We start from the raw sequence: 24,002 nt of genomic DNA on the forward strand, positions 1-24,002 counted from the left end.
CTGTCTTCAATTCCTCTTACGGTAAAGTTTAGATATCTTCTATAGCATCTAAAATATCTTGGAATAGCCCCGCCAATGCCGGACCTAAAAATACTAGCACCGCAATTACTGCAATCGCAATTAACCCCACCAATAACCCATACTCCGTCATCGCCTGACCGTCTTCCTCTTTCCAGAGCCTTTTAAACCACTTCACGAAATCCCTCCTCCAATTTCCCTATATCTTTTTCCGTTCAAAGTATCATATTATGTAGAATCCGACCATGAAGGGCAAATGGCCTAGTAGCATTTTATTTATTCCTGAATCTTTACAGTCCTCAACGAATAAGCTAGTTAAAAAGGAGGCTTGATTGCTATCTCCAAAACGATTTTGCTGCCATTCCAAATCATACGCGCGGATACTTTCTGGAAGAGACTCACAGGACTTTCAGGTCATAAAGGGCCACTCATCAACAAAGGTCTTCATCTCATACCTTGCAACTCCATCCATATGTTCTTTATACGCCATCCAATTGACGTCATATTCCTCAACAAATCAAACCGTGTCATCAAAACAATATCCTACTTAAGACCGTGGCGAGTCGTACCTCCTGTGAAAAACGCCCACTCCACACTCGAACTACCCCTCGGCACAGTCAAAGCAGAAAAGATCCGCGTCGATGATACAATTCAAATGAACTACCTAAACTAATTGTGCGAATTGTGTCGGTGCCTGTGCAGCACACATTTATGACAATTCAACAAAAAGCATATGTATGCAAAAAAAGTCGAACAAAGGTTGATTTGTTCGACTTCTTCTCTTTCAAATATGCAATTGTAGTGAATTAACTGATTAGTTTACTGCACAGGCACCTCAATTTGGCACCTCAATTTACGCCTCCAATTTCTCATTCACTTTCTTGAAGGTCGCAATGAATTCATGTCTGAATTCCTCTACGTCAATGTCCAAGCATACATGCACATGTCCGTCTTCGTTATAATGCGTAATTGTACACCCCGATGCCTCGCCTTCCGTGACGACATTGACGGTCGCCCGTTTACCTGTAAATAGTTCCGGTCTCGTCAAATAAAAGATGGTGCACAGATCGTGAATTGCAATATAGTTCTCGGTCGATGAAGGGCTGTCGTAGTGACTTAGCAATTGGCTCACCATCTCCCCCACTTTACCGTAGCCCGCAATTTCCTTTATATCGTCGGTTGAAATGCGTGTCTGCAGTGTCGCATCCAATCCACACATGACGATTTTAATTTGCTCGTCAAAAACAATCTTTGCCGCATGCGGATCTACGAACATATTAAATTCAGCTACCGGTGTCATGTTGCCCCCTTTCGCTGCGCCACCCATGAGGACAATCTCTTTAATATTGTTTTTCACTTCAGGATACATTTTCAATAACAATGCGATATTCGTCAAAGGCCCAATCGGCACAAGCGTGATCGGCTCGTTTGAATTAAGAATAGCATCCCTTAATTCCTCAACTGCATGCTTACTTGAAAGAAGCGTACAATTCTCTTTTGCTTCGAAATGGTAGCCGCCAACTCCACTTTCACCATGAACTTGTGCAGCAGATACTAATTTATTCAGTAGCGGTTGATCCGCACCTTTTGCAACCGGTATATCTTTCCCTAAGAAATTCACCAAGTTTACAGCATTATTCGTCGTATTTTCAATTCCAACATTGCCCCCGACAGTCGTAATTAATTTCACATCGAGTTCTTCTGCAAACAATGCAGCTGTGATTGCAATTACGTCATCAATTCCCGGGTCAGTATCGATAATAATCGGTGTTTTCATAAGATCAGTCCTCATTTCTTTAATTTCCTTCTCCAATTATAAGGGTAGGTTGGAAAAACATCATGGTACTTTTCTTTTCAATGGTATCCCAAAGCATCCCTTTTAGTCTCTCACAAGCCAGTTCGTTGTACTGCAAAGGAATTAGGTTGTATTGATGACCTCAAATTCATCTTCTTTTGCACCTGTACCAAGTGTAATAAAAACAGCGATCCATTCCTCATTGAAAGGAAATGAATCGCTTTTAGAATGGATATCTAAATTAATTTTCTCTCCTTCAATTCATAGTAAATCACAAGTAGTAATTCTTTTTTCTTTAAATTATGTTAATCTTTATACAGGACTAACAACTCACTACATGGGAGGAGGGCTTAAGTATGGAAAAAGAAGAGAGTATTAATATACTTTTGGTAGATGATCGACCAGAAAATTTATTAGCGATCGAAGCAATTATTGAAAGAGATGAATACAATTTAGTTAAAGCTTCTTCAGGGGAGGAAGCGCTTAAATGTTTATTAAAAGATAAATTTGCCCTCATTCTGTTAGATGTTCAGATGCCTGGCATGGATGGCTTTACGACTGCGAAAATTATTAAAGCCCGTGAAAAGACTAAAAACGTTCCAATCTTATTTATTACAGCAAATAATATGGAGTCGGAACATATTTTCATGGGTTATTCTGTAGGGGCTATCGACTACATACTCAAACCTGTTGATCCACTTATTTTAAAAGCAAAAGTGGAAGGGTTTGTCGACATATATAAAATGGAACGCAAGCTTGTGCAACAAGCAGCTATGTTAACCTCTAAAACAATAGAATTGGAGAATGTCAATAAAGATCTTTCTGAGACCACTTCTAAATTACTTTTATCAGAAGCATTAGCAAATGTGATTAGTGATACATCACAAGATTCTATGATTATTCTAGATAAAGAAGGAAAAATATTAAAGGTGAATCCTTCAGGTGAAAAGAAGCTTCACTATCACAATAAAGAGCTCCTAGGCAAGAATGTCAGAGTACTATTTACCGAAAACGAATCAATAGATTATTTAGAAAACCTATTCATGAAAATTCAGCACTACGAAAGTCTACGTGGCTATGAGAGTCATAAGGAGATTTCTTTAACGAGAAAAGATGGGACAACTTTTTTGGCGGAAGTTCAAATTGGGTGGAAGTTAGTTCAAAATCAACTCATCATCGCTTGTACGGCACGGGATATTACTGAGCATAAAAAAAGTGAAGCATTAATTAAACATATGGCCTACCATGATTTCTTAACGGACTTACCGAATCGACGGGCTTTTAATGAAACACTAATTAATCATTTAAAGAACGCAAGAGAGGTCAATCAACCATTAGGAATTATGTGCTTGGATATGGACCGATTTAAATATATTAATGATTCCCTCGGTCATTCTATCGGGGACCGTGTTCTCCAAGAAGTCTCAGGTAGGCTTTGTAGGAGTGTAAGAGATCAAGATTTTTTGGCAAGAGTTGGTGGGGATGAATTCAACATTATATTGCCAAACACGGATAGGGATAGCGCATTAGAAGTTGCGGCTCATATTTTAGAAGCACTTCAAGAGCCGTTGGTCGTTAATGACTATGAATTGTACATTACAACGTGCATAGGACTAAGCATCTTCCCATATGACGGAGTAGAATTTTATGAACTGATTAAAAATGCAGACATTGCTTTATATCAGGCAAAGGAGCAAGGCAAGAATAAATATCGTGTATTCCATTCAGGTATGAATATGCAATCCTATCGATCTTTTATAATGCAAAATGATTTGCGAAAAGCAATTGAGCGAGATGAGTTTGAACTTGTGTACCAACCTCGAGTGAATATTGCCACTGGAAAAGTCGAAAGTGCCGAAGCGTTACTCCGTTGGAATCATCCAAGCTGGGGTACTGTATCACCAAGCGAGTTCATTCCTCTTGCAGAGCAAACCGGACAAATCGTAGAAATTGGCGATTGGGTGTTACGTACTGCCTGCCAACAAATGAAGTGTTGGGAGGAAAATGATTACAACTCCGTACGTCTTGCAATAAACTTCTCTGCACAGCAATTTATGCAAAAGGATCTGTTATCTAAATTCGAGAAGATTTTAGAGGAAACCAAAGTAGCTGCGAATCTAGTAGAGATTGAGTTAACCGAATCAGCTTTATTAAAAAATGAGGATTACATCATAAACACATTGCATGGTTTAAGAGAAATGGGTATTACAATTAGCATTGATGACTTTGGGACAGGTTACTCTTCCCTGCACTATTTAAGCCGTTTACCTATTCAAATAATTAAAATCGATAAATCCTTTATTCAAGGAATATTGGATACGACGAATGAAAACAGGTTGATTACTTCTACGATTATTTCGTTGGCAAAATCGTTAGATCTATCGATTGTTGCTGAAGGAGTAGAGACAAAGGAACAGCTCGATTTCTTGAGTGCGAATCAATGTGACGAAGTCCAGGGATATATATTTAGCCCACCTGTTCCCCAACGAACTTTTGAAAAAATGATGTTACAAGAAAACGTCATGGTTTTCGATGTTAAGGTTCCGCATGAGGAACAATTGGAAAATCCTATCCCGGTAGCATTAGACCAAATTAAGGAGAAATATTCGATCACTACTAGAGAAGTAGAAGTGTTTGATTTACTACTAGAAGGATTAAGTAATAAAGAAATATCACAAGATCTTTATATAAGTGAACATACAGTGAAAAATCATATTTCTCGCATCTTCCAAAAACTAAATGTAACGGATCGAGCGCAAGCTATGGCGAAGGTGTATCAGTACTGTGTCAATAAATCAGATGGTGTTATCGGCATTTAGTCGCCTCCAAACGTGGAAGCTGAATGCTAGAAGGGATGATAGGAATTGAAGATTAGAACAAAGTTATTGCTTGCATTAAGTCCTCTATTAATACTCCTAACTATGCTTATAGTTTTTGGAAGAGTCCAATTGAACAGTTATAATGACACTAGCACTACTTTGGAAACCAATTATAACCTTTCCGTTTTAGCTACATCGATTCAACGAGATATAAAGGATGAAGCAATAAGTTTGCGAAGTCTTTTAATTTACGAAGATGAGGATATGATACAAAGAGAAATTAAAACAATCGAAGAAAAAAGTAAACGAGCTGCCGAAAATATTGCTCGTCTTGGAACTCAGGCATATACAGAAGAACATAAACAGATAATGAGTGAGATCAACAATAACTATATAGAATTCGATCACTATAAGGATCAATTAATTGAATATGTATTGACTGGAAACAGGAATGCTGCGATTGCATTGATGAACGATAAATCAGCAGATATTCAACAAAAATTCCAAGACCTGATTTCAAATCTTACAAAAGCACTCGAAACAAATATGTATGCTTCTCTGGAAGATGAAAAAGACGGATTTACTAAGAATGTCTTCGTGGAATCGATTGCTTCAACTTTCATAACCATCTTCATTATCATTCTGTTGTTTAGAAGTATATGGTCCTTCTCATCTAGATTAAACAGAACAGCAAACGTTATGAGCGGGATCGCGAACGGAGAGTTGGACTTGACTACAGAAGTAGAGGTCAAGGGCAGCGATGAGTTTGACGCAGTAGCTAAGTCTTTTAATCATATGACAGCCTCGCTTGCAGAACAAATGAAAAAACAACAAGAACTAACATGGACAAAATCAAATATAGCTGAGATTACAACAAGTATTACTGGAGCAGGGACCGTAGAATCATTAGCAGAAATGTTCTTATCTAAGGTTGTTCCCCTTGTCGGCGGGAATCATGCTGTTTTTTATGTAGTTGATGAAGATGAGAATGAGTCAGAGGCGATCTTTAGATTACGTGCTTCCTATGCTTTTAGAGAGCGCAAACATATGACAACATCGTTCCGTGCTGGTGAAGGGTTAATTGGACAATGCGCATTAGAAAAAACACCAATTACTTTGTCAAAAGTTCCGTCAGACTATATAACTGTGAAATCAGGACTTGGAGAAGCGCCTCCGTTAAAACTGTATCTTTTGCCAATCCTTTTCGAAGGTGAAGTTAAAGGAATTGTAGAGATCGCTTCGTTCGAGTCTTTAGGTGACAAAGAGCAGACATTGCTTGAGGAACTCATAAATGACTTAGGTATCATTTTGGAAAGTATAATAGGCAGAATCAGGCAGGCAAAACTATTGGAAGAAACGCAAATGCTTATGGAAGAAATACAGACACAATCGGAAGAACTGCAATCTCAACAAGACGAGCTAAAAGCAACGAATGAAGAATTGGAACAACAAACGATGACTCTTCGCGAGTCCGAACAAAGACTCCAGCAACAACAAGAAGAACTTGAAGAAACGAATACGGAGTTAGAAGAGAAAACAAATCGTTTAGAAAAACAAAACAGATTGTATGGCGAAAAAAATAATCAACTTGAAATTGCAAGAAGCGAATTAGAAGAGCAGGCGAGACAGCTTGCACTAAGTTCAAAATACAAGTCAGAGTTTCTAGCAAATATGTCTCATGAACTCAGGACACCCCTAAATAGCATGTTAATTTTATCTAATTTATTGGCAGAAAATAAGGATGAAACATTGACAGGAAAACAAGTTGAATTTGCTAAGACGATTCATTCTTCGGGTAAAGATCTACTTAGTTTAATTAATGACATCTTAGATTTGTCAAAAATAGAATCCGGTAAATCGAATGTGAAGGCAAGTCTCGTATCCTTAAACGAGTTAGCGGAAACAATTGAAAGAAGCTTCAGACCTGTGGCTAATGAAAAGCATCTAGAATTCTATGTTGTACTGAACGATGACTTACCAGAATCCATTTATACCGATGATGCAAAACTTCAGCAAGTATTAAAAAATTTATTAGCAAATGCTTTTAAGTTTACGGAACAAGGCGAAGTAAGACTAGACATTTCTACTGCATCAACGAATGGCAATCAATCAGTCATACAGTTTTCTGTGAAGGATACAGGAATCGGTATAGCAAAAGATAAGCTGGACCTCATTTTCGAAGCCTTCCAGCAAGTTGACGGGACAATAAGCCGTAGATATGGTGGAACAGGTCTTGGCCTATCCATTAGTAAAGAAATTGCTTTCCTCCTTGGTGGTAAAATTACTGTCCAAAGCGAAGAAGGAAATGGAAGCATATTCTCCTTACTAGTAAGTGATTATCAAGAAGAAATGAATGAGGAAATTGAGAAAGCATATCAAGAGGCCGTAGTTACAGTTGAAAATGTCCAGCCTACATTGAAAGGCACACCAATTATTAGTGAGCCTGCCGTAGTGAAACAGTCTACAAATGAAAATAGTCACATTTTAAAGCTACTTATTGTGGAGGATGATCTGACACAGCGAAATAGCATGATGGAATTACTAGGTGACATGGACGTCATTATGAAAGCTGTCTCAACTGGCACAGAGGCACTTGATGAATTAAGGAGAAATAAGTTTGACTGTTTGATTCTTGATTTGGGGCTAACCGACATAACAGGATTTGATTTGCTTGAAAAGATAAAAGATGAATATGATCACTTAAAAGTATTTATCTATACAGGCAGGGATATTACACATGAAGAAGAACAATATTTAAATAAATATGCAGACATCATCATCATCAAAAATCAACACTCGCCACAAAGATTAAAAGAAGAACTAGCGTTATATGTAACTAAGAGAAGAGCGGCCAAAGATAATGTCATATCAGAAGGTATTGATAAACAACTGGACAATAATATACTTGAGGGGAAAAAGGTTCTCCTGGTTGATGATGATATACGTAACGTTTATGCATTATCCAGCACATTAGAGCAATATGGGATGGAAATTAGTTTTGCTGAAAACGGTATAGAAGCGCTCCAGATACTAAGAGAGGATCCGAGCTTTCAACTTATTATAACGGATATCATGATGCCTGAAATGGATGGATATGAAGCGATGAAACAGATTAGACAAATGCCAACTTATGAGCATCACCCTATTATCGCTTTAACGGCAAAAGCAATGACAGGAGATAGGGAGAAGAGCTTACAAGCTGGTGCATCCGATTATATTATGAAGCCCGTCAATACCGATCAATTAATTTCGTTAATTAAGGTTTGGTTGTTTAGACATGAAGGGGCCGAGGTTGAATGAATGAGAGGAAGCCTGAGGACCTTGAGAAAATAGAAATAGATTTATTACTACGGGGAATATATGAATGGTATGGCCATGATTATCGGGAGTATGCCTACCATTCCATTAGAAGAAGAATATGGCATCGTGTTCACGCGGAGAAGTTAAACTCAATTTTGGAATTATTGGACAAAGTTATGCACAACCCAGACTGCATGCAAAGATTAATGGAGGATTTCTCAATCAATGTAACCGAAATGTTTCGGGACCCTTCGTTTTTCTTACACTTTCGCGAAGAGGTAATTCCAATCTTACGTACATACCCTTCTATTCGTATTTGGCATGCAGGATGTTCAACTGGAGAGGAAGTGTACTCCATGGCAATCTTGCTTCAAGAGGAAGGGCTGTACGATAAGACCAAACTATATGCTACAGATATCAATACAACTGTACTTCAAACCGCCAAGAATGGGCTGTTTCCGATATTCAATATGAAAAAGTATACGAATAATTACGTAGAGGCAGGCGGGAAGCGGGCCTTTTCGGAGTATTACAAGGTGACTAATGATAAAGTTAAGTTTGATGCATCATTATCCAAGAATATCGTTTTTGCACAGCATAATCTTGTAACAGATCGTTCCTTTAATGAATTTCACGTCATCTTATGCCGGAATGTGTTAATCTATTTCAATAAAGAGTTACAACAAAAGGTTCATCAGCTGTTTTATGAAAGTTTAGGTATGTTCGGCATTCTTGGTCTTGGGGACAAAGAAACAATATCATTCACGTCAAAAGCTGATTGTTATAAAGAATTAAACGGAAAACAGAAGATATATCAAAAGATTAATTAAAAAAACGGGCGTAGAAGTGCTTCCCAAAAGTTAGAGTAAGATGATAACTCTTAGGGAGCACTTCTAATTTTTAGTGACAAGCTTCCCTGAACTACCAAGTTTAGCTAATAAGCAAAGAATCGTCATCAACAAATTCGGTGCCGGGAATTTCTTGGTTCCTATTTCGCAGCGCACTCATCTTATTGATGATGGATGCCAAACGCTTCTCGTCCACTTGGCATAAATCAGAAGCAATGCCATAGTGATACGTATCTCCTTTGGCCTTGTCTTTCCATCGTAGTGTACCTTTTAAATTAAATTGTTCGTCCATCACGATAAACTTGAATTTAAACTTGAAATCGGCATTAACCGGTAGTTTCAAAGAGGATTGCACCTTCACTCCTCCTAGACTAATATCTTTCACTAATATTTCGGTTGCCCCCACGTCCACTCTTCTATTATTCACTTCTGTAATCGTCATCTGTCCCAGTACTGGGAACGGAAAGTCAAATCGATAGAACTTTCTCTTTTCATGCGCCGGTTTAACATCTTGTTTGACTGGTTTAATATAGCCAACACGAAGCAGTTTTTCATACATATCAGCTGGCACAGGTTTAGAAAAAAGATATCCTTGAATATAATCACATTCTTTTTGTTTCAAAAAATGAAACTGATCGTATCCTCTACCCCCTCAGCAACAATTCTCATGTCTAATCCCTTTGCTAAATGAAGGATAGAAGAGACGATAACCTTGTCCTTTTCATTTGTAGTACTCATGTTTTGTATAAATACCTGGTCAATTTTCAACGTATCAGCGTGGAATTCACGTAAATATTCGATGGATGAGTAGCCAGTCCCAAAATCATCAATCGCAATTCTAACACCGAGCTCTTTTAACTGTTTAATAGTGGATAGAACACTTTTATCAAACTTTAATAATGAGTGCTCCGTTATTTCAAATTCTAAATAGGTAGCTGGTATATTGTAAATCTCTAATTGCCTCGTAACAAATTCGACTAACCCCTTTTCCATTAACCGCACCGGCGAAATATTAACAGAAACTGATTGGACAGTTAACCCCTTTTCTTCCCAGTTGCTTACTTGACGGCAAACTTTATTAATTACCCAGTCACTGATCCGGTTAATAAGATGAGTTTCCTCTGCTATAGGAATGAATTCTCCTGGAGAAACAAATCCCCATTCATGATGATTCCAACGCAATAATGCTTCAGCTCCAAATATCATTCCTTCTGTATTAACTTGAGGTTGATAATAGATGTCAAAATCCTCATTCTCAATCGCTAGTGCCAATTCTTTTTCGATGTGAAGCTTCTTATTAGAATTGTCGTTTGAATCTATCCGGGGTTTGGACGTTTTATTATTTGGCTGTGCACTCGTGGAAATGCTACTGAATCTAAGTAGTTTAGAAATTACACGCTTCACAATGAAGATCCCCTTTCGTTTCATGGAGTCTTTCTATTATTTTATGAATATCATTAAAAAATGGCTTGACCACAAAATCCTTTGCCCCTAATCGCAATGCTGCTTTCATATTTGCATTAGTTGAAAGGGAAGAGCACATAATGACCTTTGCTTTCGAGTTCATCTCCATGATTTCTTGTAATGCCGCTAACCCATCGATTTTAGGCATTATTATATCAAGGAAAACAATTTCTGGTCTTACCAATCGATACATAAGAACAGCTTGTTCCCCGTTAGAAGCCTCAGCAAAATTGGTGTATCCATATTTTTGTAAAATCTGTTTTAACCAGTTCCGCATAAACTTCGAATCATCAGCAAGTAATATCATCTATGTCTCCCTCTTTCTTTTGTAATCTCTTGTAATTAACCTTATATTCATTCTCATATATATGGCTAAAAAGAACCATCACCTGTCCTTCTCATTCTTTACAATTCAATAGGAATAGAGGATAGGAAGTCCTTCCTAGTTCTAGTTGGTGGATGAGATGTATCTGAAAGAAGTTATGATACAAAAAGTTGTATATAATGGAGATATATAATGGGAAAACTCCATAACGAAGGAAGTGCAGAACAATGGATCTAGAAGCAGTAATGCAAGAACTCGAAGCCCTCGGCAAGGAACGGACGAAGAAAATATACATATCCAATGGCGCGCACGAGCCGCTTTTCGGTGTGGCGACGGGCGCAATGAAACCGATTGCTAAGAAAATCGGGATCAATCAAGCTTTAGCTGATGAGCTTTACGACACAGGAAACTATGACGCCATGTACTTTGCGGGCATCATCGCAGATCCAAAAGCAATGACTGCGGCGGATTTTGACCGTTGGATGGATTCGGCCTATTTTTACATGCTGTCCGATTACGTCGTGGCCGTCACGTTGGCGGAAGCGGATATCGCGCAAGAAGTGGCGGATACGTGGATCGCGAGCGGTGAAGAGCTGAAGATGTCGGCCGGCTGGAGCTGCTATTGTTGGCTATTAGGAAATCGCCCGGACGTGGAATTTTCCGCGGACAAGCTTGCCAGCATGCTTGAAACCGTGAAAAATACGATTCACGATGCGCCGGAACGAACGAAGTCCGCCATGAATAATTTCATGTACACGGTCGGCGTTTCATTCGTGCCGCTCCATGAAATGGCGGTCGAAACCGCGATGGCAGTTGGCCCGGTGGAAATGAAAAGAGAAAAGAAAAAAAGCAGCATCCTCAATGCTTACGAGAACATTCAAAAGGAAGTAGATAGAGGAAGGATCGGTTTCAAACGGAAATATGTAAGATGTTAAATTCGCAAATATCAAGGGCATTGATTCAAGGATCAATGCCCTCAGCCTGTTGACAAACGCTCGCATCCGTTGTTGCTCGTGTCGCTCGTCCGCTCATGAACTTTAGTTCTATTCGCGTCTTCGCTCCACTTCGCGCCTAGGCTGACAAGCGTTTTCAATCAGGCTGAAGAAATGTCTGTTTATCATGTTTTTCCCTAAAATCCATACATCGAATTCAGATAACCTATAGGTTGACCAACCAAGGACTTCCCCTATTCCGACATATAGTAAGAGTGAAGCAGTAAGGAGGTTATCGTATGAGTTCACGGTATTGTGGATGTTGTCGGAAGAGTGGCAGCTATCACTTTAGAATCCGATTGGCCGGATTGCAAGACGGGCTTCTTTACAAGCTCCACCGATTGTTGTGGGATGCAGCACTGTTCAAGCTGGAGGATGGCACTGAAGTGAAAGGGACAATCGTCTCCGTCGGGTCGAATTTTGTTGAAGTTCTCCTGGAAGACACCAATTCCACTGAAGACGAGACAACCCTCAACGTAGATCAGGACATTGAAGAAGAGTCGGCAACCGAACAGCGTGAGCATCCAATCGGGCGGACTTGGATTTTTTCCATTGATAAAATCTCGCATGTGGAGGTTTCTGGTGAGAAGCCGCACTGACCAAATAGTAAGAAGTCAGCTAAACAACAAGCTGACTTCTTTCGCATATTACTTAAACACGAATATGGCAAATTCGACTGATCGGAATCTCAATTTCCTTTTCATCCACGGATAGACAGATCGTTTCCCTGTTCACCTGCTTTAAATTCCCCATAAAAGTCGCATCTTCCGTCACGACTTGTAGTGAACGTGATTCCAGTGTCAATAAATAGACGCCCAACCGCATTCTGAAAAACAGATGGATCAATTCAGGTGAGGAAGCTACCATCTCACCGAAGCGATAGGTCAGTGCCTGCTGACAACCCGGGGAGGCGTCCTTTAGAGTGGGATCGGGAAAAGGTTCGGCAAATCGACCGGCGGGCTTGATCTTTTTGATTTGTACATACGGTAAAATGAATGTACCTTCCTCTGCTTGGAGTACGACAAAATCGAAACCCGCGAGCGTCATCCTTCCCGCGACAGGCTTTCCAGCTCGAATGGGAACTTCAACGGATAGGCCAATTAATCCATCGAACACTTTTTGATACGTTTCATTCGCCGATCGATCATCCGATAGAGCTAGATCGAGCAATAAGTTATTGGCGTCATAGATTTTTTCAAGGAGCTCAGGAGGCAGGTTATCCGTTGGAGAAGGCAGTTGAGGGTTGGAGGGAGTTTCCGGACATCGCTTCCGATCATCTTCATTTTTCATGTTGCATACCTCCTTTCTATGTGAAAAAGAGAAGAGAAAATCCTTCTCCTCTCCCTATTGCTCCAAAGGCGGCAGTTCCGTAACCAATTTATCGTGGACGCGCATAATGCCCCACATGCCTTGTTCGATGTCCCATCGGATATTCCCAGATCGGTACAAATAGTCCCCCGGGAACTTGCCATAGGCCCCTGCTCCTCCAAGCAACTCCAAGTTCTTCACCGCTCCTGCAACATGAAATCCGACAAAGGCTTCCGTCCGCGATTCGATGTCTTTCGTATCAAATCGCCAACGATGTCCATGCAAATGGAAAGAATGCGCTCTTCTTCTTTCAGCCGGCGTCACGAGCCGGATCGTCACGGGATCTCCTGCATAACATTCAAAAACGGGAGTCGCCGGATCCCCAAACACATTGGAACTGAACAATTCATGCAGCTTCGGATGTTTTCGATAACGATTGATTAACCGTTCGCTTCTATAATTAATCCCACGGGAACCTTGGTCGTACGTATCCAGTAAATCTTCATCCAACTCTGGTGGCGGGACTAGAATTCCGTCAACCGGATCAAAGATGACATGCCCTTGCTTATCGTACAACCGCAGCCCATCATGCAGTATGACGACAAACTCGCGAATATCGGGCAAGAACGGATTTCGCAGCACGACATTCGCCCCCGTTTTCACGGATTGCAACGTATACGGATCGACATACTCCGTTCCTCTCGGTTCTGCGATGAAGGCCCCAAACGCCCCTTGGGATCTATGGTTTCGAATATCCGCCATATCCCATAGCCCACAAACGCCTACTTGCGAATCTACGACCCAACGATAAGTCCGTTTCTCCCCTGGTCCTACCGTTTGGTCACCATTAAATCCGACCGTTTCCCCGGCAGACGTTTTGACGTCGTATTGAATTAATTGAGGATGCAAGGAAATACGTAAAGAAGGTGGATAATATGCCTGCTCTTTTACGATAGGATATGGATAGATCCCATCCGGAAACGGAAACTTCTCCAACTCCAACTCGCTCGTCAACGTCACTTCCACGGTATCCCCTACATTCGCCCGGATAATGAGAGGCTCCGGCTTCTTCGTACCATTTACAATGGCCTTTTGATCTTCTCTCAAAGCGAAAATGATGCCATGTGGATCATGGTCGCCAAAATTGTTATATGTCAGCTTCGTATGGAAAGCGACAACGTCAAAATAGCGGACCGGCCCCTCCACCGGGAGGACAGATGGATCTTCTGCTTGCGGTGGCTTGGCACCCGTGTATTCCGGCAACGGTTTGGAACGCTTTAACGGCTCAGGTCGGTCAGATAATGAAATTAAATCCGGCACTTTCTCATCATACGCCCGGATCAACCCCCAAAGCCCGTTCCATAAATCCTCCTCCGTTTCAAACGCCCATAAGTAGTCGCCCGCTCTTTCGATATACGTTTCCATTGTAAACGATTCCGAAATTCCGATATGCTGCTGTTCTTTCAACGACGAGTTCAAACTGCCCCGCTCTTTATGCCATCTCAGCCCGTGCACGTTGAAACTATGGGACTCTTCTTGCGATCCTTGCAGCAGCCGAATCCGGATTGAATCCCCTTCATATGCCCTCAAAATCGGTGTAACGGGATCTCCATTTTGATAAGAGCTGAACGTATACGCGGGGTCGCAATCTTTCCCTAACCGGAATTGCAACGGTTCGTTCTTATAATTCACGCCGAATAAACCCGGATCATCATCGGAACTAGGGAACTTCGGCGGTTGCAATGGTTTTCCGTTTTTATCAAACAATAGAGTAAAATCCTGTACAAATAATGCAAAGTCCCGGTAATCCGGAATCAATGGATTTTTAGAAGTAACTTGCGTCCCATGCACGACAGACTCTCCTGTCCGCGAGTCGAGGAATTCCGTAAAGCGGGGATGCACGACGCCGGAGCCGAAAACACCATGCTGTTGATGTGCGTTCGGATAGAGGTGATCATGGAAAAACCACGCTTTTAACTCAGCCTCAGCATAATAGCAGTACTGGATCGTTTCGCCCGACAATACGGAGGAATCGTAGTTCCAGCCGACATTCGCCCCATCGTTCACTAACACATCGAATTTGACAAAATGGATATGAAAACCGGTTTCATATGCCCGGGTGACAAGTTGAAACGCATCCCCGTCCAATATATGCGGCAACCGATTCGTATAATTGATTACAAAAGACGTATGCGCAGGCGTATGAATAACGAGTGGCTCCGGCTCTTTTCTCCCTGCACAAATATCTTCCAAATCTTCATCCAACACATATATTCTTCCTTTAGGATCATGCCATCCGTGCTTATTGTACGTAATCGGCAGCTCGATCAACGAGATGTTAAATTCCCGAACAGGTGCGCCTTCGGGGCATGGATCCGTAAATACTGCTCCCGGTCTCGGATTTTGAATAGCAGCATGCCGCTCCAACTCGGTTAACCCCCGTCCCCCTACGATGCCAAGCGGTGGCCGCGGTGCTTTATAGCCCACCTTTCCTGGAATGAAATTTGGAAAACCCGGCCTTTCGGCTGTCGGCATAGGCGGCGCTTTCCGGTCGGGCAACGGGTGCAGCGGCTTGATCGGAACGCCATTTGGATAGCACTGGCTTCCATCTTGACGCGTATCAAATACCCGGTTCAGTCCCCACATGCCCGCCGCAAAGTGCGGGTATAAGTGGCAATGAATGACCGAATCGCCAAAAGAACCTTGCAAGCTGCCTAATCCGTAAAGCGGTTCCACAGTATAATGAGTTTGAGGACTGATCGATTGGGCGTCAATGATCTCGGATTCAAGGTCATCCGGATCGCTCAGCCATTGATGGACATGGTAATGAAAAACATGCGTCTCCTTCACACCCCCGTGAACCACCCGGATTTTTGCGGGATCTCCGACATAGCCGCGTAAAATAGGGGTCGAAGGATCTCCATACACCCATGAATCATGGTGGACTTCCTCCCCTTCACAATTCGGACAGACGACCCCTTCGGCAATCAACTGCTGCCGCCGATTAATCGGTTCGAACCGATAATTCGCGCCGTGGAACGAACTTTCCTCCTGGTCCGTCAAATGATGGATCGGCCGATTCCCGGTCAGATCATCCACTTCCATTTCATCATGGAACACCCATGCATACTCGCGGAACGATGGCAAAATAGGATGGTGGATATCCGCATACACCCCACTATTCATCGGCTTCCCTGTCTCCGGATCCGTCCACCACGAAAAACGCCGTTGAACAAACAGAGCTCCGAATAATCCATTTCCATTTGAGCCGTTCTCGCTGCTGGAAGGGTGCCCCAGATCTGAAAAGAAATAGATCCCTTCTTTCACAACATGGATCCGATATAGATAGGATTCGCTAGGCGGCACCGTACTATCTTCATTCAACCCGACGTTGGCGCCATCCGCGGTCCGGACATCATACTCCGCTTGCTGGAAATGCAGCCCTATGTGAAATGGCAATTTATTCTCCAGCAAGATTTCCACCGTATCCCCTTCATTCGCCCGAATGATGAGGGGCTGTACGAGATCGACCGGCATGAAGGGATTTTCCTTAACCAACTGCTTCACTTTCTCTTCGTTCTCTTTCAACACATACATCATTCCGTTCGGATTATGGTCGCCGAACGTATTCAAGACAATCCGAATCGGAATAGCGACTACATGATACTTTCTGAGCATTTACAACCCCCTCTTTTCTAGCTGTCTTTCAGATGAGGGATTTTGGCACCAATCCCTGTTTCAATATAAAATACTTCAATGGAATGGATATGAACCGACCAATCCTTTCCCTCCAATGCAGGGACGGATGTCGTCTCCACATCCAAGACGACCATGTCCTCAACAATCGATTTGACTTTCCCAATGAACATAAAAGGGAAGGCTTCGGTTAAAATAAATACTCTGCGCCCCATATTCTTCCGAAAAGAAAGGATGATCCCTTCCTCTTTTTTGTCATTGAATGATTTACGTCCATCTATGCCAGCCAATTACGGCCCCTCCTCACTTATGTTAGTGGAAATGCCATATCACTCGGCACATCAGTCGAATACGAAACGATCTGCTCAAGGGGAATGCTTAACGGAAAGGGAAACCGATAAAACGGGGCATTCACCATTTTGATAATGACGGGTGATAACGTTAAATGACCTTCTTGGACATCCGACACCGTCCCTGCAAAAATTGGCCGGAATACTTGACCTAATAAATTCAATTGTGTCGCTTTCGTAATGACGAGGAGCTCTTCCCCTTTCAACATTTCTAATTTCCCATGCAAGTTTTCTTCTTTCAGTCCCATTCACTACGCCCTCCATCCCTTTATTCTTTGACTAAAGGCAGTGACGACATGTTTCCCAAACCGTTTCCATAGAGAACCTAGCCCAATCGTTGCGATCGATCGTATTTCGCATAACTGAATTCGGTGCTCCATACTGCTTCGTTGTAAAACGCATTCCGTTTTGGAAGCGACTTTCAGTTTACCGAAGAATGAAGATTCCACCGTGTTGACCTCCACCCAGACACCTTTCCAAGTGGACAGATTCGTATGGAGGGTCTCCTCAAAAAATTGGCGAACCAATGCATCTTTAGAAGCCACGGTCTCCCCAAAACGCAACACAAGCTTTTGCTGAAGTTGGTTATCGTAAATATGGTGTTGATGCGGGGTTGAATAGGTAGGAAATCCAAAGGGGATGGTAGCAGAGTCGATCGCTTCGTAAGGAATCCAAATCCGCTTTTTTAAATCGGTTACCATGACAAAATCTCTTCCGATTGCGGCAACCTTTCCCACGGTTGTGATCGTTTCATTCTGTTTGTTTGCTGACATAATGACGACTTGCTGCTGCCGTTTCATTTTAAAAAACTGTTTTAGCAGAAGGGTTTTCCGACGGGATCCATCTCGACGAATGACATGGAATAGATTTTTCTGCTGGATATATTCCGTAAGAATCCGGGTTTCCTCCGCTGAAACTGCGCTCGTCGGCGATGAATACGGTGGATAGCTCGGCTTGTTGGACTCCGAATGCTCCCCTGTCGCCAACTCACTGAACTCTTTCGACATGCTTTGGACCCCCTTCCCTTATTTGATGAACTGCTCCAGCTGATCGGCAATCTCCTCGATATTCACTCGTCTCGTCCCAACCGCCATAGTATGCTGCGATCGAATACGGTCTTGCGGATCGACGATATACATAGTAGTCGAATGGGTGACAAACCCCTCTGCATTTTTCGTATAGGTGAAATGAAAGCTTTGCGTAAACTGCTTCGTATCTTCTTCCGTGCCTCGTAAAAACAACCAATTCGGGTTCAATATCCCCATATTTTCCGCGTATTGACGTATTCTCTCTTCCGTATCAAAGACAGGATCCAGCGTAACAGCCACAATGATGTACTCATCGTCCGCGATTCCTTTTTCCTGCATCACCCCCTGGAGTTCTTTTAACTCAATAAAGGTCATCGGACAAACATCCGGGCAATTCGTAAAGAAAAAGGTAACGAGCTTCGGCTTATCTTGATGTGACGCCTCTTTTCTATTCACTTCAGTAAATGGCCATTCGTTCACCGTTCCAATTTTCGGGAGTTCAACCGCCCGAGGCCAAAACAAGTAGAATACAACCAATCCAAGCGTGAGGACAACGATGCTCCAAACGATTCTCAGCAACTTCATCCCTTCTTTTATTTCGTTAGCGTATTGCGTATGAAAAGATGTACTAGCGTATGGAGCGCGGCACAAAAAATGACAAGAATCATGAGATTATAGGCAAGTGACGCTTCCGTTTCAATTGGGATGTTGCAAATCGCCGGATTTTGAAGGACAGCACCAAACATCATGCCCATGATGCCGCCAAGAGCCCCGTTATACATGCCGTTCAGTGAGGCAGGAGCTTTCATGAACGAACCGAATTTCCAACCGATCCAAAGTCCAGCGAAGGAAGGGAGAAAATACGTAACGGGATGAAGCGGGAGAAGCAATCTCAAATAGAGGGCGATGACGAATGAAGAAATCGAAGCCAGTGCCATGCACATCATTTTGATATACCGATCGTCAAAAAGGGCATGCTTCTTCCGGAATACATTGTAAATATAAACCATCTCACCGGCATTCCAAAGAAGTAAAACGAGGATAAGCAACAACGCGCCTCACGACCTTTTAATGGAACTCAAAATGACAATCATACTGATGGCGAATAAAATATGGAGCCCCCAAACGAATAGGCCGGGCATCTCGACAACCGTCCCGATCATCGGTGCCATTAATCCGACAACCGCCCCATTCGTCAGGCCTGTCACAAACGTCTGATAATCAAAAAGTTTGCCGAATACGGCCCCCGCTCCCATTCCAATCAGCGCGGATAGCATTGTAATATACGTAAAGTGGAAAGGAAATTGAAGAATGAACAGAACACCGGTCAGCATTGCCATCATTCCACCCATAACGATGCTGACATTCATCCCCAACTGAAAACCGATTCGCTTTTTGATTCTCCGCACATACAAATAAAAGATGAGAAACAAACAACTATCCACATAGATGAAAAGCCAAATGGGCATATCCAATTCTTCCCTTCTACCTACGCTATGGCGGGATGATTTCAAATGTAACTAGTCCTAGTGAATTCAACAGTCGCCCGTATAAAAAGGGACAATCCGGTTCAATTGTCCTCCCTCTACAAACGCCTTGGTCATATATTATATTCAGGGGGTTTTCCAAAGGAATGTAAAAAGCAATTGATGTTCCTTAGGTATCATTTATTAGGAGGGATGTTATGAAAGTCGGCCCCATCAATCAATTCGATGGTTTCCCAATTTGGTATAAGGATGAAAATGGCTTACGCCTTCAATTGAACGTCGACCCGACGGATCCATTCTCCGGCATTACATTTGCCGATTTACCCGACCCTACACAACCTGTATCATTTCCCGACAACTATCCGGATGAAGCTTTTTATCTGCTGGCAGAAGCGGAAATGACAACAGGCACGGGTGAAAGGGCGAGGCTCGTGTTGGCGCTGGAGGCCGCATTTGTGAATGAAGTGCCAAAAAGCAATGAACAAATTGTGTTCGCAAGAGTCCGTGTACGTGTTGACGGTTTACAAGCGAATGCACAATACACCGTCACGCACCCGTATGGAGTTGACACGTTTATAGCGGAAGCAGATCCCCGTAATCCGACTGTCGGAGAGATCAATTTCACAGAAGACTTTGGAGGAATGAACGGCGGAGATTTTGACGTTGTATTGAATAGCCGTGTCCAACCTTTTATACAATGGGATCCGGACGTCGCACCAGCCGCTCCCGCAGGATACATCGGTAATCCGGATGTGCTTCATCCCGTTATCGGAAGCCCATTTACAGATCAGTCTGGGCAAGCACAAAACTATTTCCGCATTGAAGGTCCCGGCATCGGAATCGGCTCGCCAGATCGTTCCACCACGCCGGGGTTTGATCCGGACCACTGCATTGAGACGAGAAACTTCAGTCTGTTAGGTAAAATCTCGACAATTTCCGGAGTCGATGTCCCAAGGGCAACGTACACCCAAAACGCTGATGATGTTGGGGTCATCGATGTGCTTGCTACTTCAGACGATACAGATCAATTGATACAAGTGACGGGGACAGGGATTGATCCTACCGTATTATCTGGAAGCAATGGACTGTATTTTGCGAGAGTCCAATTTACTGGAAACCGTCCACCTCGTTCGATTACCGTCACAAATGTGAGCGATGAGCCCGACAGTCGTAAAGATGTGGTACCCGTCGACTTCATTACAGCTTCCGCAAACTTCGATATTGATTCGCAAACCTTTACGATCGAAGCAGTTTCCACTGACGCGGTCGGAACGCCAACATTATCCGCAGAAGACTTTGGACTTGGGGAGCTCGTAATTCCGCCGACCGGGTTTTCGATGACTCTTCCATCTGCCCCCGCCACTGTGACAATTCGCTCTACTGCTGGTGGAAGTCGAACAATCCCGGTAACCGTGAATGGTACTCCATCTCCACCGGCGCCAGTAGCAGCAAACGCCGGCGATGATGCGACTGTACTTTTTGGTGCAACGGTGACACTAAACGGTTCCGGATCGACCGGAACAATCATTTCATTCAATTGGACCCAACTGGCAGGTACACCCGTTGCATTACTAGACGAAGATACGTTAACCCCCTCTTTCATAGCCCCTAACACAACAGAAACGCTAATCTTTCAATTATCCGTCATTGGTGAAGAAGTTACGTCTACCGATGAAGTGCACATCCATGTGGTCGATTCCACCCCGACACCTACAGGTACGATAACAATCACCCGGGCAGAATTCCGGACACGGGATGCCGAATGGCGAATTACCGGGACTTCGGATGTGCTAGGAAGTGGCGCTGCCATTTCAATTTTCCTCGGAAATGAAGCAGCGGGAGTTCTTCTCGCCCAAGTGCCGGTCGACGCACTTGGCGAATGGGAATACCGCGTCGAGGGATCTGCCATCCAACCTGATGAAACAAGGGCAATCTCCATTCAATCCAGCTCTGGCGAAACACTTCTATCTGCACCTATAACAATTCGCAGATGAATGCCCAATCAGATACATCTAGTGAAAGGAGGAATAGTAATGGAGCGGTGTCCAAAATGCAATGAAGATTTCTTCTGTAAATGTGGCAGTGAAAACAGAGGACGAAGAGGTCCACGGGGCTATCAAGGACCACAAGGAGAACCGGGGCGCCCAGGAGCTAAAGGAGAACAAGGTCCACCTGGTCCAAAAGGAGATCGGGGACCCCGAGGCTACCAAGGACTGGATGGAAAGCCGGGCCAAAAAGGCGAACGGGGTGAAAAAGGGGAACGAGGTGAAAGGGGCCCCCAAGGGGAACGGGGTGAAACAGGACCTCAAGGGGAACGCGGGCCTGCCGGGACGTTTGACACGACATACGGATATGCCTACACAACAACAAAAAGCACGGCATCAGGGACTGTCCATTTCCAAATTGCCGGACCGTTACAAGACATCAAAGTCGTTCGCGATGGATTACAAGCTTTAAAGGATGGGATCTTCCAAATTAGCTATACCGTCGTTCTCGAATCGAAAGTCATAAGCTGCACCCCTTCAACATTCCGGGTGCAAATCAATGACAACGTTCAAGTCCATTCATCCGTGACGGAAACCTTGATTTCCACGACATTGTCAACGACTCAACTCGTCTCCTTGCAGGAAGGCGATGTCGTCAAACTGATCGCTGATTTACAAGAACATTGCAGTTATAAACTGGCTAGCTTGCAACTTATGCGAATTGGATAGCACATTAAGGAAGACAACCTGACAGTATCCATTCTCTGCCAGGTTGTCTTCTTGCCAATGGCCGGTCCGAAATTCATTTACCAAACTACCACAAGATGGTATACTTATCCTGATGTTAAACAAGTTGCAATATTCTAACCTCAAACAAAAAAATAGGAGGAAGTTATGGGTAGACTAGTTCATTTCGAAATTCATGTGGATGACATGGAGCGGGCACAGACGTTTTATGGAGAGGTATTCGGATGGTTGTTCCAAGATTGGAGCGATTTCGCTGGGATGCCTTACTTTGGAGCAGTGACCGGCGACGACAGCGAGCCAGGCATCAATGGTGCCTTGATGCAAAGACAAGGTCCACCGCCTCAAGCGGGACAGGCCGTCAACGGATTTACTTGCACAATGGGTGTCGAAAATTACGATGCAACCGAAGAGAAAATCTTGGTGAACGGCGGCACGGTCGCATTGCCTAAATACGCCCTGCCTGGCATGGCGTGGCAAGGATATTATTTGGACACGGAAGGAAATGTATTTGGAATCCATCAACCTGATGAGAATGCGAAGTAATAGTTAACGTAAATTAGGGCTGTCAATGAAAGTGCTAACTTCCACTTTCTAGACAACCCTTTTTTATATTCAGTCACAAGGGCCGCCTCGCATCAAAAATCACCCGCCCTATCATCTTCTCTACCTATTACCTATACTATAGTTAATTAGAATATTCACTTCTCACATATAAATTCTCGGTATACGGGGGAAAGAAAATGATAAAATCAGCTATAAAAGCTTTCCTATATGTTTGGGTGACAGGTGTATTCCTCATAGCCACCCCTACTCATGCGGCAGTCACTTCTTTCAAAGATGTACCGAAAAGCTCAGATCACCACGATGCGATTTTGAACTTGGCCGAAAGAGGCATCATCAAAGGTTATGAGGACGGCACCTTCCAGCCGGATGCAACGTTGACACGCGCGCACGCTTCGAAAATTCTTGCCCTCTCACTAAAATTGAATACGACAAATGTAAAAGATCCTGGGTTCAAAGATCTGAATAAAAAACAGTGGTACTACGGCTATGTAGCGGCTCTCGCAAATGCCGGCTATATCTCCGGCTTCGAAGACGGTACGTTCAGGTCAAACGCACCGATGACTCGCGCCCAAGCAGCGAAAATTATCGACTTGAGCTATAAACTTCCAATCAAAGCGAAAACGGATTATCCATTCACTGACGTTGGAAATTCCGCTTGGTACGCCGGTCACGTCCAAACGCTCGTTGAAAACAAAGTGACGAAAGGCAAAACGGCGACAACGTTCGAACCGAATGCAAACGTCACCCGCGCACAAATGGCTTCCTTCGTCGTCCGCGCGGAAAACTTGCAAAAAGTTGCCGAAATTACGGAAGAGACAAGAGCACAAATTCGCGCAATCGCTCTTGAAAACAGTGTGATCGAAAAGGACGGTCAAAAAGTATCGCAAGCCTCATATGATCCAAAAACCGACACATTGACATTGACTGCTTATAATCTTGACGAGGGTATGACAGCTGTCCAAGGTCTCAGCTTCTTCTCTGACAAACTCCTTGCCCTCGGCGTTTCCCACAACGTCGATAACCGCGCCGCCGCCAAACGGCAGCTTCAAGACTCCATGGTTGAGCTGCTTAGAGCGCCGAGCGACACAACCGATGGAGACCTAATCGCGAACGATATCAAAATAACGCTATACGGCGAAAGTGAAGGCATTCAGATTTGGGAATACTTTAATGTGAATTTGCGGGTGTTTACGGGACAGTGATAGATTTTTGTAAGCTACATGGCAGTGGAAGCTGCCGCCGGTGTCCGTCTCCAGCAAAAAACTCTTTTCAGGAT

The 24,002-nt window shown here is 43.3% G+C and carries 23 protein-coding genes; 10 read left to right on the forward strand and 13 right to left on the reverse strand.

The window, feature by feature from the left end; genetic code table 11:
- Positions 1 to 28 precede the first annotated feature (28 nt).
- A complete protein-coding gene (locus AB1K89_RS08865; protein ID WP_413054410.1) occupies positions 29 to 196 on the reverse strand; it encodes a Flp family type IVb pilin in 168 nt (55 codons plus the stop codon).
- A gap of 150 nt (positions 197 to 346) precedes the next feature.
- Between AB1K89_RS08865 and AB1K89_RS08870 the strand changes: the two genes are divergently transcribed.
- Positions 347 to 691, forward strand: a complete 345-nt coding sequence (locus tag AB1K89_RS08870) for a DUF192 domain-containing protein (protein WP_413054411.1) — start codon at positions 347 to 349, stop codon at positions 689 to 691.
- Between the two features lie 180 nt (positions 692 to 871).
- On the opposite strand, the gene rihC is transcribed toward AB1K89_RS08870, so the two are convergent.
- On the reverse strand, positions 872 to 1,810 hold the full coding sequence (gene rihC / locus AB1K89_RS08875; RefSeq protein WP_413054412.1) for a ribonucleoside hydrolase RihC: 939 nt from the start codon (positions 1,808 to 1,810) through the stop codon (positions 872 to 874).
- Between the two features lie 359 nt (positions 1,811 to 2,169).
- Between rihC and AB1K89_RS08880 the strand changes: the two genes are divergently transcribed.
- Genes AB1K89_RS08880 through AB1K89_RS08890 form a run of 3 tightly spaced genes read left to right on the forward strand, consistent with a single transcriptional unit; the run spans position 2,170 to position 8,762 of the window.
- On the forward strand, positions 2,170 to 4,632 hold the full coding sequence (locus AB1K89_RS08880) for an EAL domain-containing protein (RefSeq protein WP_413054413.1): 2,463 nt from the start codon (positions 2,170 to 2,172) through the stop codon (positions 4,630 to 4,632).
- Positions 4,633 to 4,677: 45 nt separating this feature from the next.
- Positions 4,678 to 7,932, forward strand: coding sequence for a response regulator (locus tag AB1K89_RS08885; RefSeq protein WP_413054414.1), 3,255 nt, complete (start codon positions 4,678 to 4,680; stop codon positions 7,930 to 7,932).
- Positions 7,929 to 8,762, forward strand: coding sequence for a CheR family methyltransferase (locus AB1K89_RS08890; RefSeq protein ID WP_413054415.1), 834 nt, complete (start codon positions 7,929 to 7,931; stop codon positions 8,760 to 8,762). The genes AB1K89_RS08885 and AB1K89_RS08890 overlap by 4 nt, the downstream gene beginning before the upstream one ends.
- Before the next feature lie 100 nt (positions 8,763 to 8,862).
- On the opposite strand, the gene AB1K89_RS08895 is transcribed toward AB1K89_RS08890, so the two are convergent.
- From AB1K89_RS08895 to AB1K89_RS08905, 3 genes are read right to left on the reverse strand one after another with little or no spacing between them, the layout of a single operon-like run.
- Positions 8,863 to 9,402: a PilZ domain-containing protein gene (locus tag AB1K89_RS08895; RefSeq protein ID WP_413054416.1), complete on the reverse strand. Its 540-nt coding sequence runs from the start codon at positions 9,400 to 9,402 to the stop codon at positions 8,863 to 8,865.
- Positions 9,399 to 10,184 (reverse strand): putative bifunctional diguanylate cyclase/phosphodiesterase, encoded by a 786-nt coding sequence (locus AB1K89_RS08900; RefSeq protein WP_413054417.1) that lies wholly within the window; start codon positions 10,182 to 10,184, stop codon positions 9,399 to 9,401. The genes AB1K89_RS08895 and AB1K89_RS08900 overlap by 4 nt, the downstream gene beginning before the upstream one ends.
- Complete coding sequence (locus AB1K89_RS08905; RefSeq protein WP_413054418.1) at positions 10,165 to 10,551, reverse strand: response regulator; 387 nt, start codon at positions 10,549 to 10,551, stop codon at positions 10,165 to 10,167. The genes AB1K89_RS08900 and AB1K89_RS08905 overlap by 20 nt, the downstream gene beginning before the upstream one ends.
- Positions 10,552 to 10,796: 245 nt before the next feature.
- On the opposite strand from AB1K89_RS08905, the gene AB1K89_RS08910 reads away from it, so the two are divergent.
- Together AB1K89_RS08910 and AB1K89_RS08915 are read left to right on the forward strand one after the other, a co-directional pair.
- Positions 10,797 to 11,504 carry a DNA alkylation repair protein gene (locus AB1K89_RS08910; protein ID WP_413054419.1) on the forward strand — a complete coding sequence of 236 codons (708 nt, stop codon included), beginning with the start codon at positions 10,797 to 10,799 and terminating at the stop codon, positions 11,502 to 11,504.
- A gap of 296 nt (positions 11,505 to 11,800) precedes the next feature.
- The gene (locus AB1K89_RS08915; protein WP_413054420.1) at positions 11,801 to 12,160 is read left to right on the forward strand and encodes a hypothetical protein; all 360 of its coding nucleotides are present in this window, start codon (positions 11,801 to 11,803) and stop codon (positions 12,158 to 12,160) included.
- A 52-nt stretch (positions 12,161 to 12,212) separates the two neighbouring features.
- Here the strand turns inward: AB1K89_RS08915 and AB1K89_RS08920 are convergent, their stop codons facing one another.
- Genes AB1K89_RS08920 through AB1K89_RS08955 form a run of 8 tightly spaced genes read right to left on the reverse strand, consistent with a single transcriptional unit; the run spans position 12,213 to position 19,412 of the window.
- The gene (locus AB1K89_RS08920; protein ID WP_413054421.1) at positions 12,213 to 12,851 is read right to left on the reverse strand and encodes a hypothetical protein; all 639 of its coding nucleotides are present in this window, start codon (positions 12,849 to 12,851) and stop codon (positions 12,213 to 12,215) included.
- Positions 12,852 to 12,905: 54 nt separating this feature from the next.
- Positions 12,906 to 16,547 (reverse strand): multicopper oxidase domain-containing protein, encoded by a 3,642-nt coding sequence (locus AB1K89_RS08925; protein ID WP_413054422.1) that lies wholly within the window; start codon positions 16,545 to 16,547, stop codon positions 12,906 to 12,908.
- A 17-nt stretch (positions 16,548 to 16,564) separates the two neighbouring features.
- Positions 16,565 to 16,855: a hypothetical protein gene (locus AB1K89_RS08930; RefSeq protein ID WP_413054423.1), complete on the reverse strand. Its 291-nt coding sequence runs from the start codon at positions 16,853 to 16,855 to the stop codon at positions 16,565 to 16,567.
- A 17-nt stretch (positions 16,856 to 16,872) separates the two neighbouring features.
- Entirely contained in the window at positions 16,873 to 17,163 is a 291-nt protein-coding gene (locus AB1K89_RS08935; RefSeq protein ID WP_413054424.1) for a hypothetical protein, read from the reverse strand.
- Between the two features lie 3 nt (positions 17,164 to 17,166).
- Complete coding sequence (locus AB1K89_RS08940) at positions 17,167 to 17,922, reverse strand: hypothetical protein (protein WP_413054425.1); 756 nt, start codon at positions 17,920 to 17,922, stop codon at positions 17,167 to 17,169.
- 18 nt (positions 17,923 to 17,940) lie between these two features.
- Entirely contained in the window at positions 17,941 to 18,522 is a 582-nt protein-coding gene (locus AB1K89_RS08945; protein WP_413054426.1) for an SCO family protein, read from the reverse strand.
- Between the two features lie 14 nt (positions 18,523 to 18,536).
- Positions 18,537 to 18,992, reverse strand: a complete 456-nt coding sequence (locus AB1K89_RS08950) for a hypothetical protein (protein ID WP_413054427.1) — start codon at positions 18,990 to 18,992, stop codon at positions 18,537 to 18,539.
- A gap of 9 nt (positions 18,993 to 19,001) precedes the next feature.
- Positions 19,002 to 19,412, reverse strand: a complete 411-nt coding sequence (locus AB1K89_RS08955) for a hypothetical protein (protein WP_413054428.1) — start codon at positions 19,410 to 19,412, stop codon at positions 19,002 to 19,004.
- 215 nt (positions 19,413 to 19,627) lie between these two features.
- Here AB1K89_RS08955 and AB1K89_RS08960 point away from each other — a divergent pair, with 215 nt between their 5' ends.
- The 4 genes from AB1K89_RS08960 to AB1K89_RS08975 all read left to right on the forward strand — a co-directional run bounded on the left by AB1K89_RS08960 (position 19,628) and on the right by AB1K89_RS08975 (position 23,928).
- Positions 19,628 to 21,424: a PKD domain-containing protein gene (locus tag AB1K89_RS08960; RefSeq protein WP_413054429.1), complete on the forward strand. Its 1,797-nt coding sequence runs from the start codon at positions 19,628 to 19,630 to the stop codon at positions 21,422 to 21,424.
- A 39-nt stretch (positions 21,425 to 21,463) separates the two neighbouring features.
- Positions 21,464 to 22,144 carry a collagen-like domain-containing protein gene (locus AB1K89_RS08965; protein ID WP_413054430.1) on the forward strand — a complete coding sequence of 227 codons (681 nt, stop codon included), beginning with the start codon at positions 21,464 to 21,466 and terminating at the stop codon, positions 22,142 to 22,144.
- 165 nt (positions 22,145 to 22,309) lie between these two features.
- Positions 22,310 to 22,705, forward strand: a complete 396-nt coding sequence (locus AB1K89_RS08970) for a VOC family protein (RefSeq protein WP_413054431.1) — start codon at positions 22,310 to 22,312, stop codon at positions 22,703 to 22,705.
- Positions 22,706 to 22,902: 197 nt separating this feature from the next.
- Positions 22,903 to 23,928 carry an S-layer homology domain-containing protein gene (locus AB1K89_RS08975; protein WP_413054432.1) on the forward strand — a complete coding sequence of 342 codons (1,026 nt, stop codon included), beginning with the start codon at positions 22,903 to 22,905 and terminating at the stop codon, positions 23,926 to 23,928.
- Positions 23,929 to 24,002: the final 74 nt, after the last annotated feature.

This window comes from Sporosarcina pasadenensis (genome assembly GCF_047228845.1).
Taxonomy (GTDB): domain Bacteria; phylum Bacillota; class Bacilli; order Bacillales_A; family Planococcaceae; genus Sporosarcina.

What these genes read in the sequence shown, in the direction of transcription:
- rihC (WP_413054412.1), bottom strand. Translation starts at nt 1,810, where the DNA reads ATGAGGACTGATCTTATGAAAACACCGATTATTATCGATACTGACCCG.
- AB1K89_RS08880 (WP_413054413.1), top strand. Translation starts at nt 2,170, where the DNA reads ATGGAAAAAGAAGAGAGTATTAATATACTTTTGGTAGATGATCGACCA.
- AB1K89_RS08890 (WP_413054415.1), top strand. Translation starts at nt 7,929, where the DNA reads ATGAATGAGAGGAAGCCTGAGGACCTTGAGAAAATAGAAATAGATTTA.
- AB1K89_RS08905 (WP_413054418.1), bottom strand. Translation starts at nt 10,551, where the DNA reads ATGATATTACTTGCTGATGATTCGAAGTTTATGCGGAACTGGTTAAAA.
- AB1K89_RS08910 (WP_413054419.1), top strand. Translation starts at nt 10,797, where the DNA reads ATGGATCTAGAAGCAGTAATGCAAGAACTCGAAGCCCTCGGCAAGGAA.
- AB1K89_RS08915 (WP_413054420.1), top strand. Translation starts at nt 11,801, where the DNA reads ATGAGTTCACGGTATTGTGGATGTTGTCGGAAGAGTGGCAGCTATCAC.
- AB1K89_RS08920 (WP_413054421.1), bottom strand. Translation starts at nt 12,851, where the DNA reads ATGAAAAATGAAGATGATCGGAAGCGATGTCCGGAAACTCCCTCCAAC.
- AB1K89_RS08925 (WP_413054422.1), bottom strand. Translation starts at nt 16,547, where the DNA reads ATGCTCAGAAAGTATCATGTAGTCGCTATTCCGATTCGGATTGTCTTG.
- AB1K89_RS08935 (WP_413054424.1), bottom strand. Translation starts at nt 17,163, where the DNA reads ATGGGACTGAAAGAAGAAAACTTGCATGGGAAATTAGAAATGTTGAAA.
- AB1K89_RS08940 (WP_413054425.1), bottom strand. Translation starts at nt 17,922, where the DNA reads ATGTCGAAAGAGTTCAGTGAGTTGGCGACAGGGGAGCATTCGGAGTCC.
- AB1K89_RS08955 (WP_413054428.1), bottom strand. Translation starts at nt 19,412, where the DNA reads ATGCCCATTTGGCTTTTCATCTATGTGGATAGTTGTTTGTTTCTCATC.
- AB1K89_RS08960 (WP_413054429.1), top strand. Translation starts at nt 19,628, where the DNA reads ATGAAAGTCGGCCCCATCAATCAATTCGATGGTTTCCCAATTTGGTAT.
- AB1K89_RS08965 (WP_413054430.1), top strand. Translation starts at nt 21,464, where the DNA reads ATGGAGCGGTGTCCAAAATGCAATGAAGATTTCTTCTGTAAATGTGGC.
- AB1K89_RS08970 (WP_413054431.1), top strand. Translation starts at nt 22,310, where the DNA reads ATGGGTAGACTAGTTCATTTCGAAATTCATGTGGATGACATGGAGCGG.
- AB1K89_RS08975 (WP_413054432.1), top strand. Translation starts at nt 22,903, where the DNA reads ATGATAAAATCAGCTATAAAAGCTTTCCTATATGTTTGGGTGACAGGT.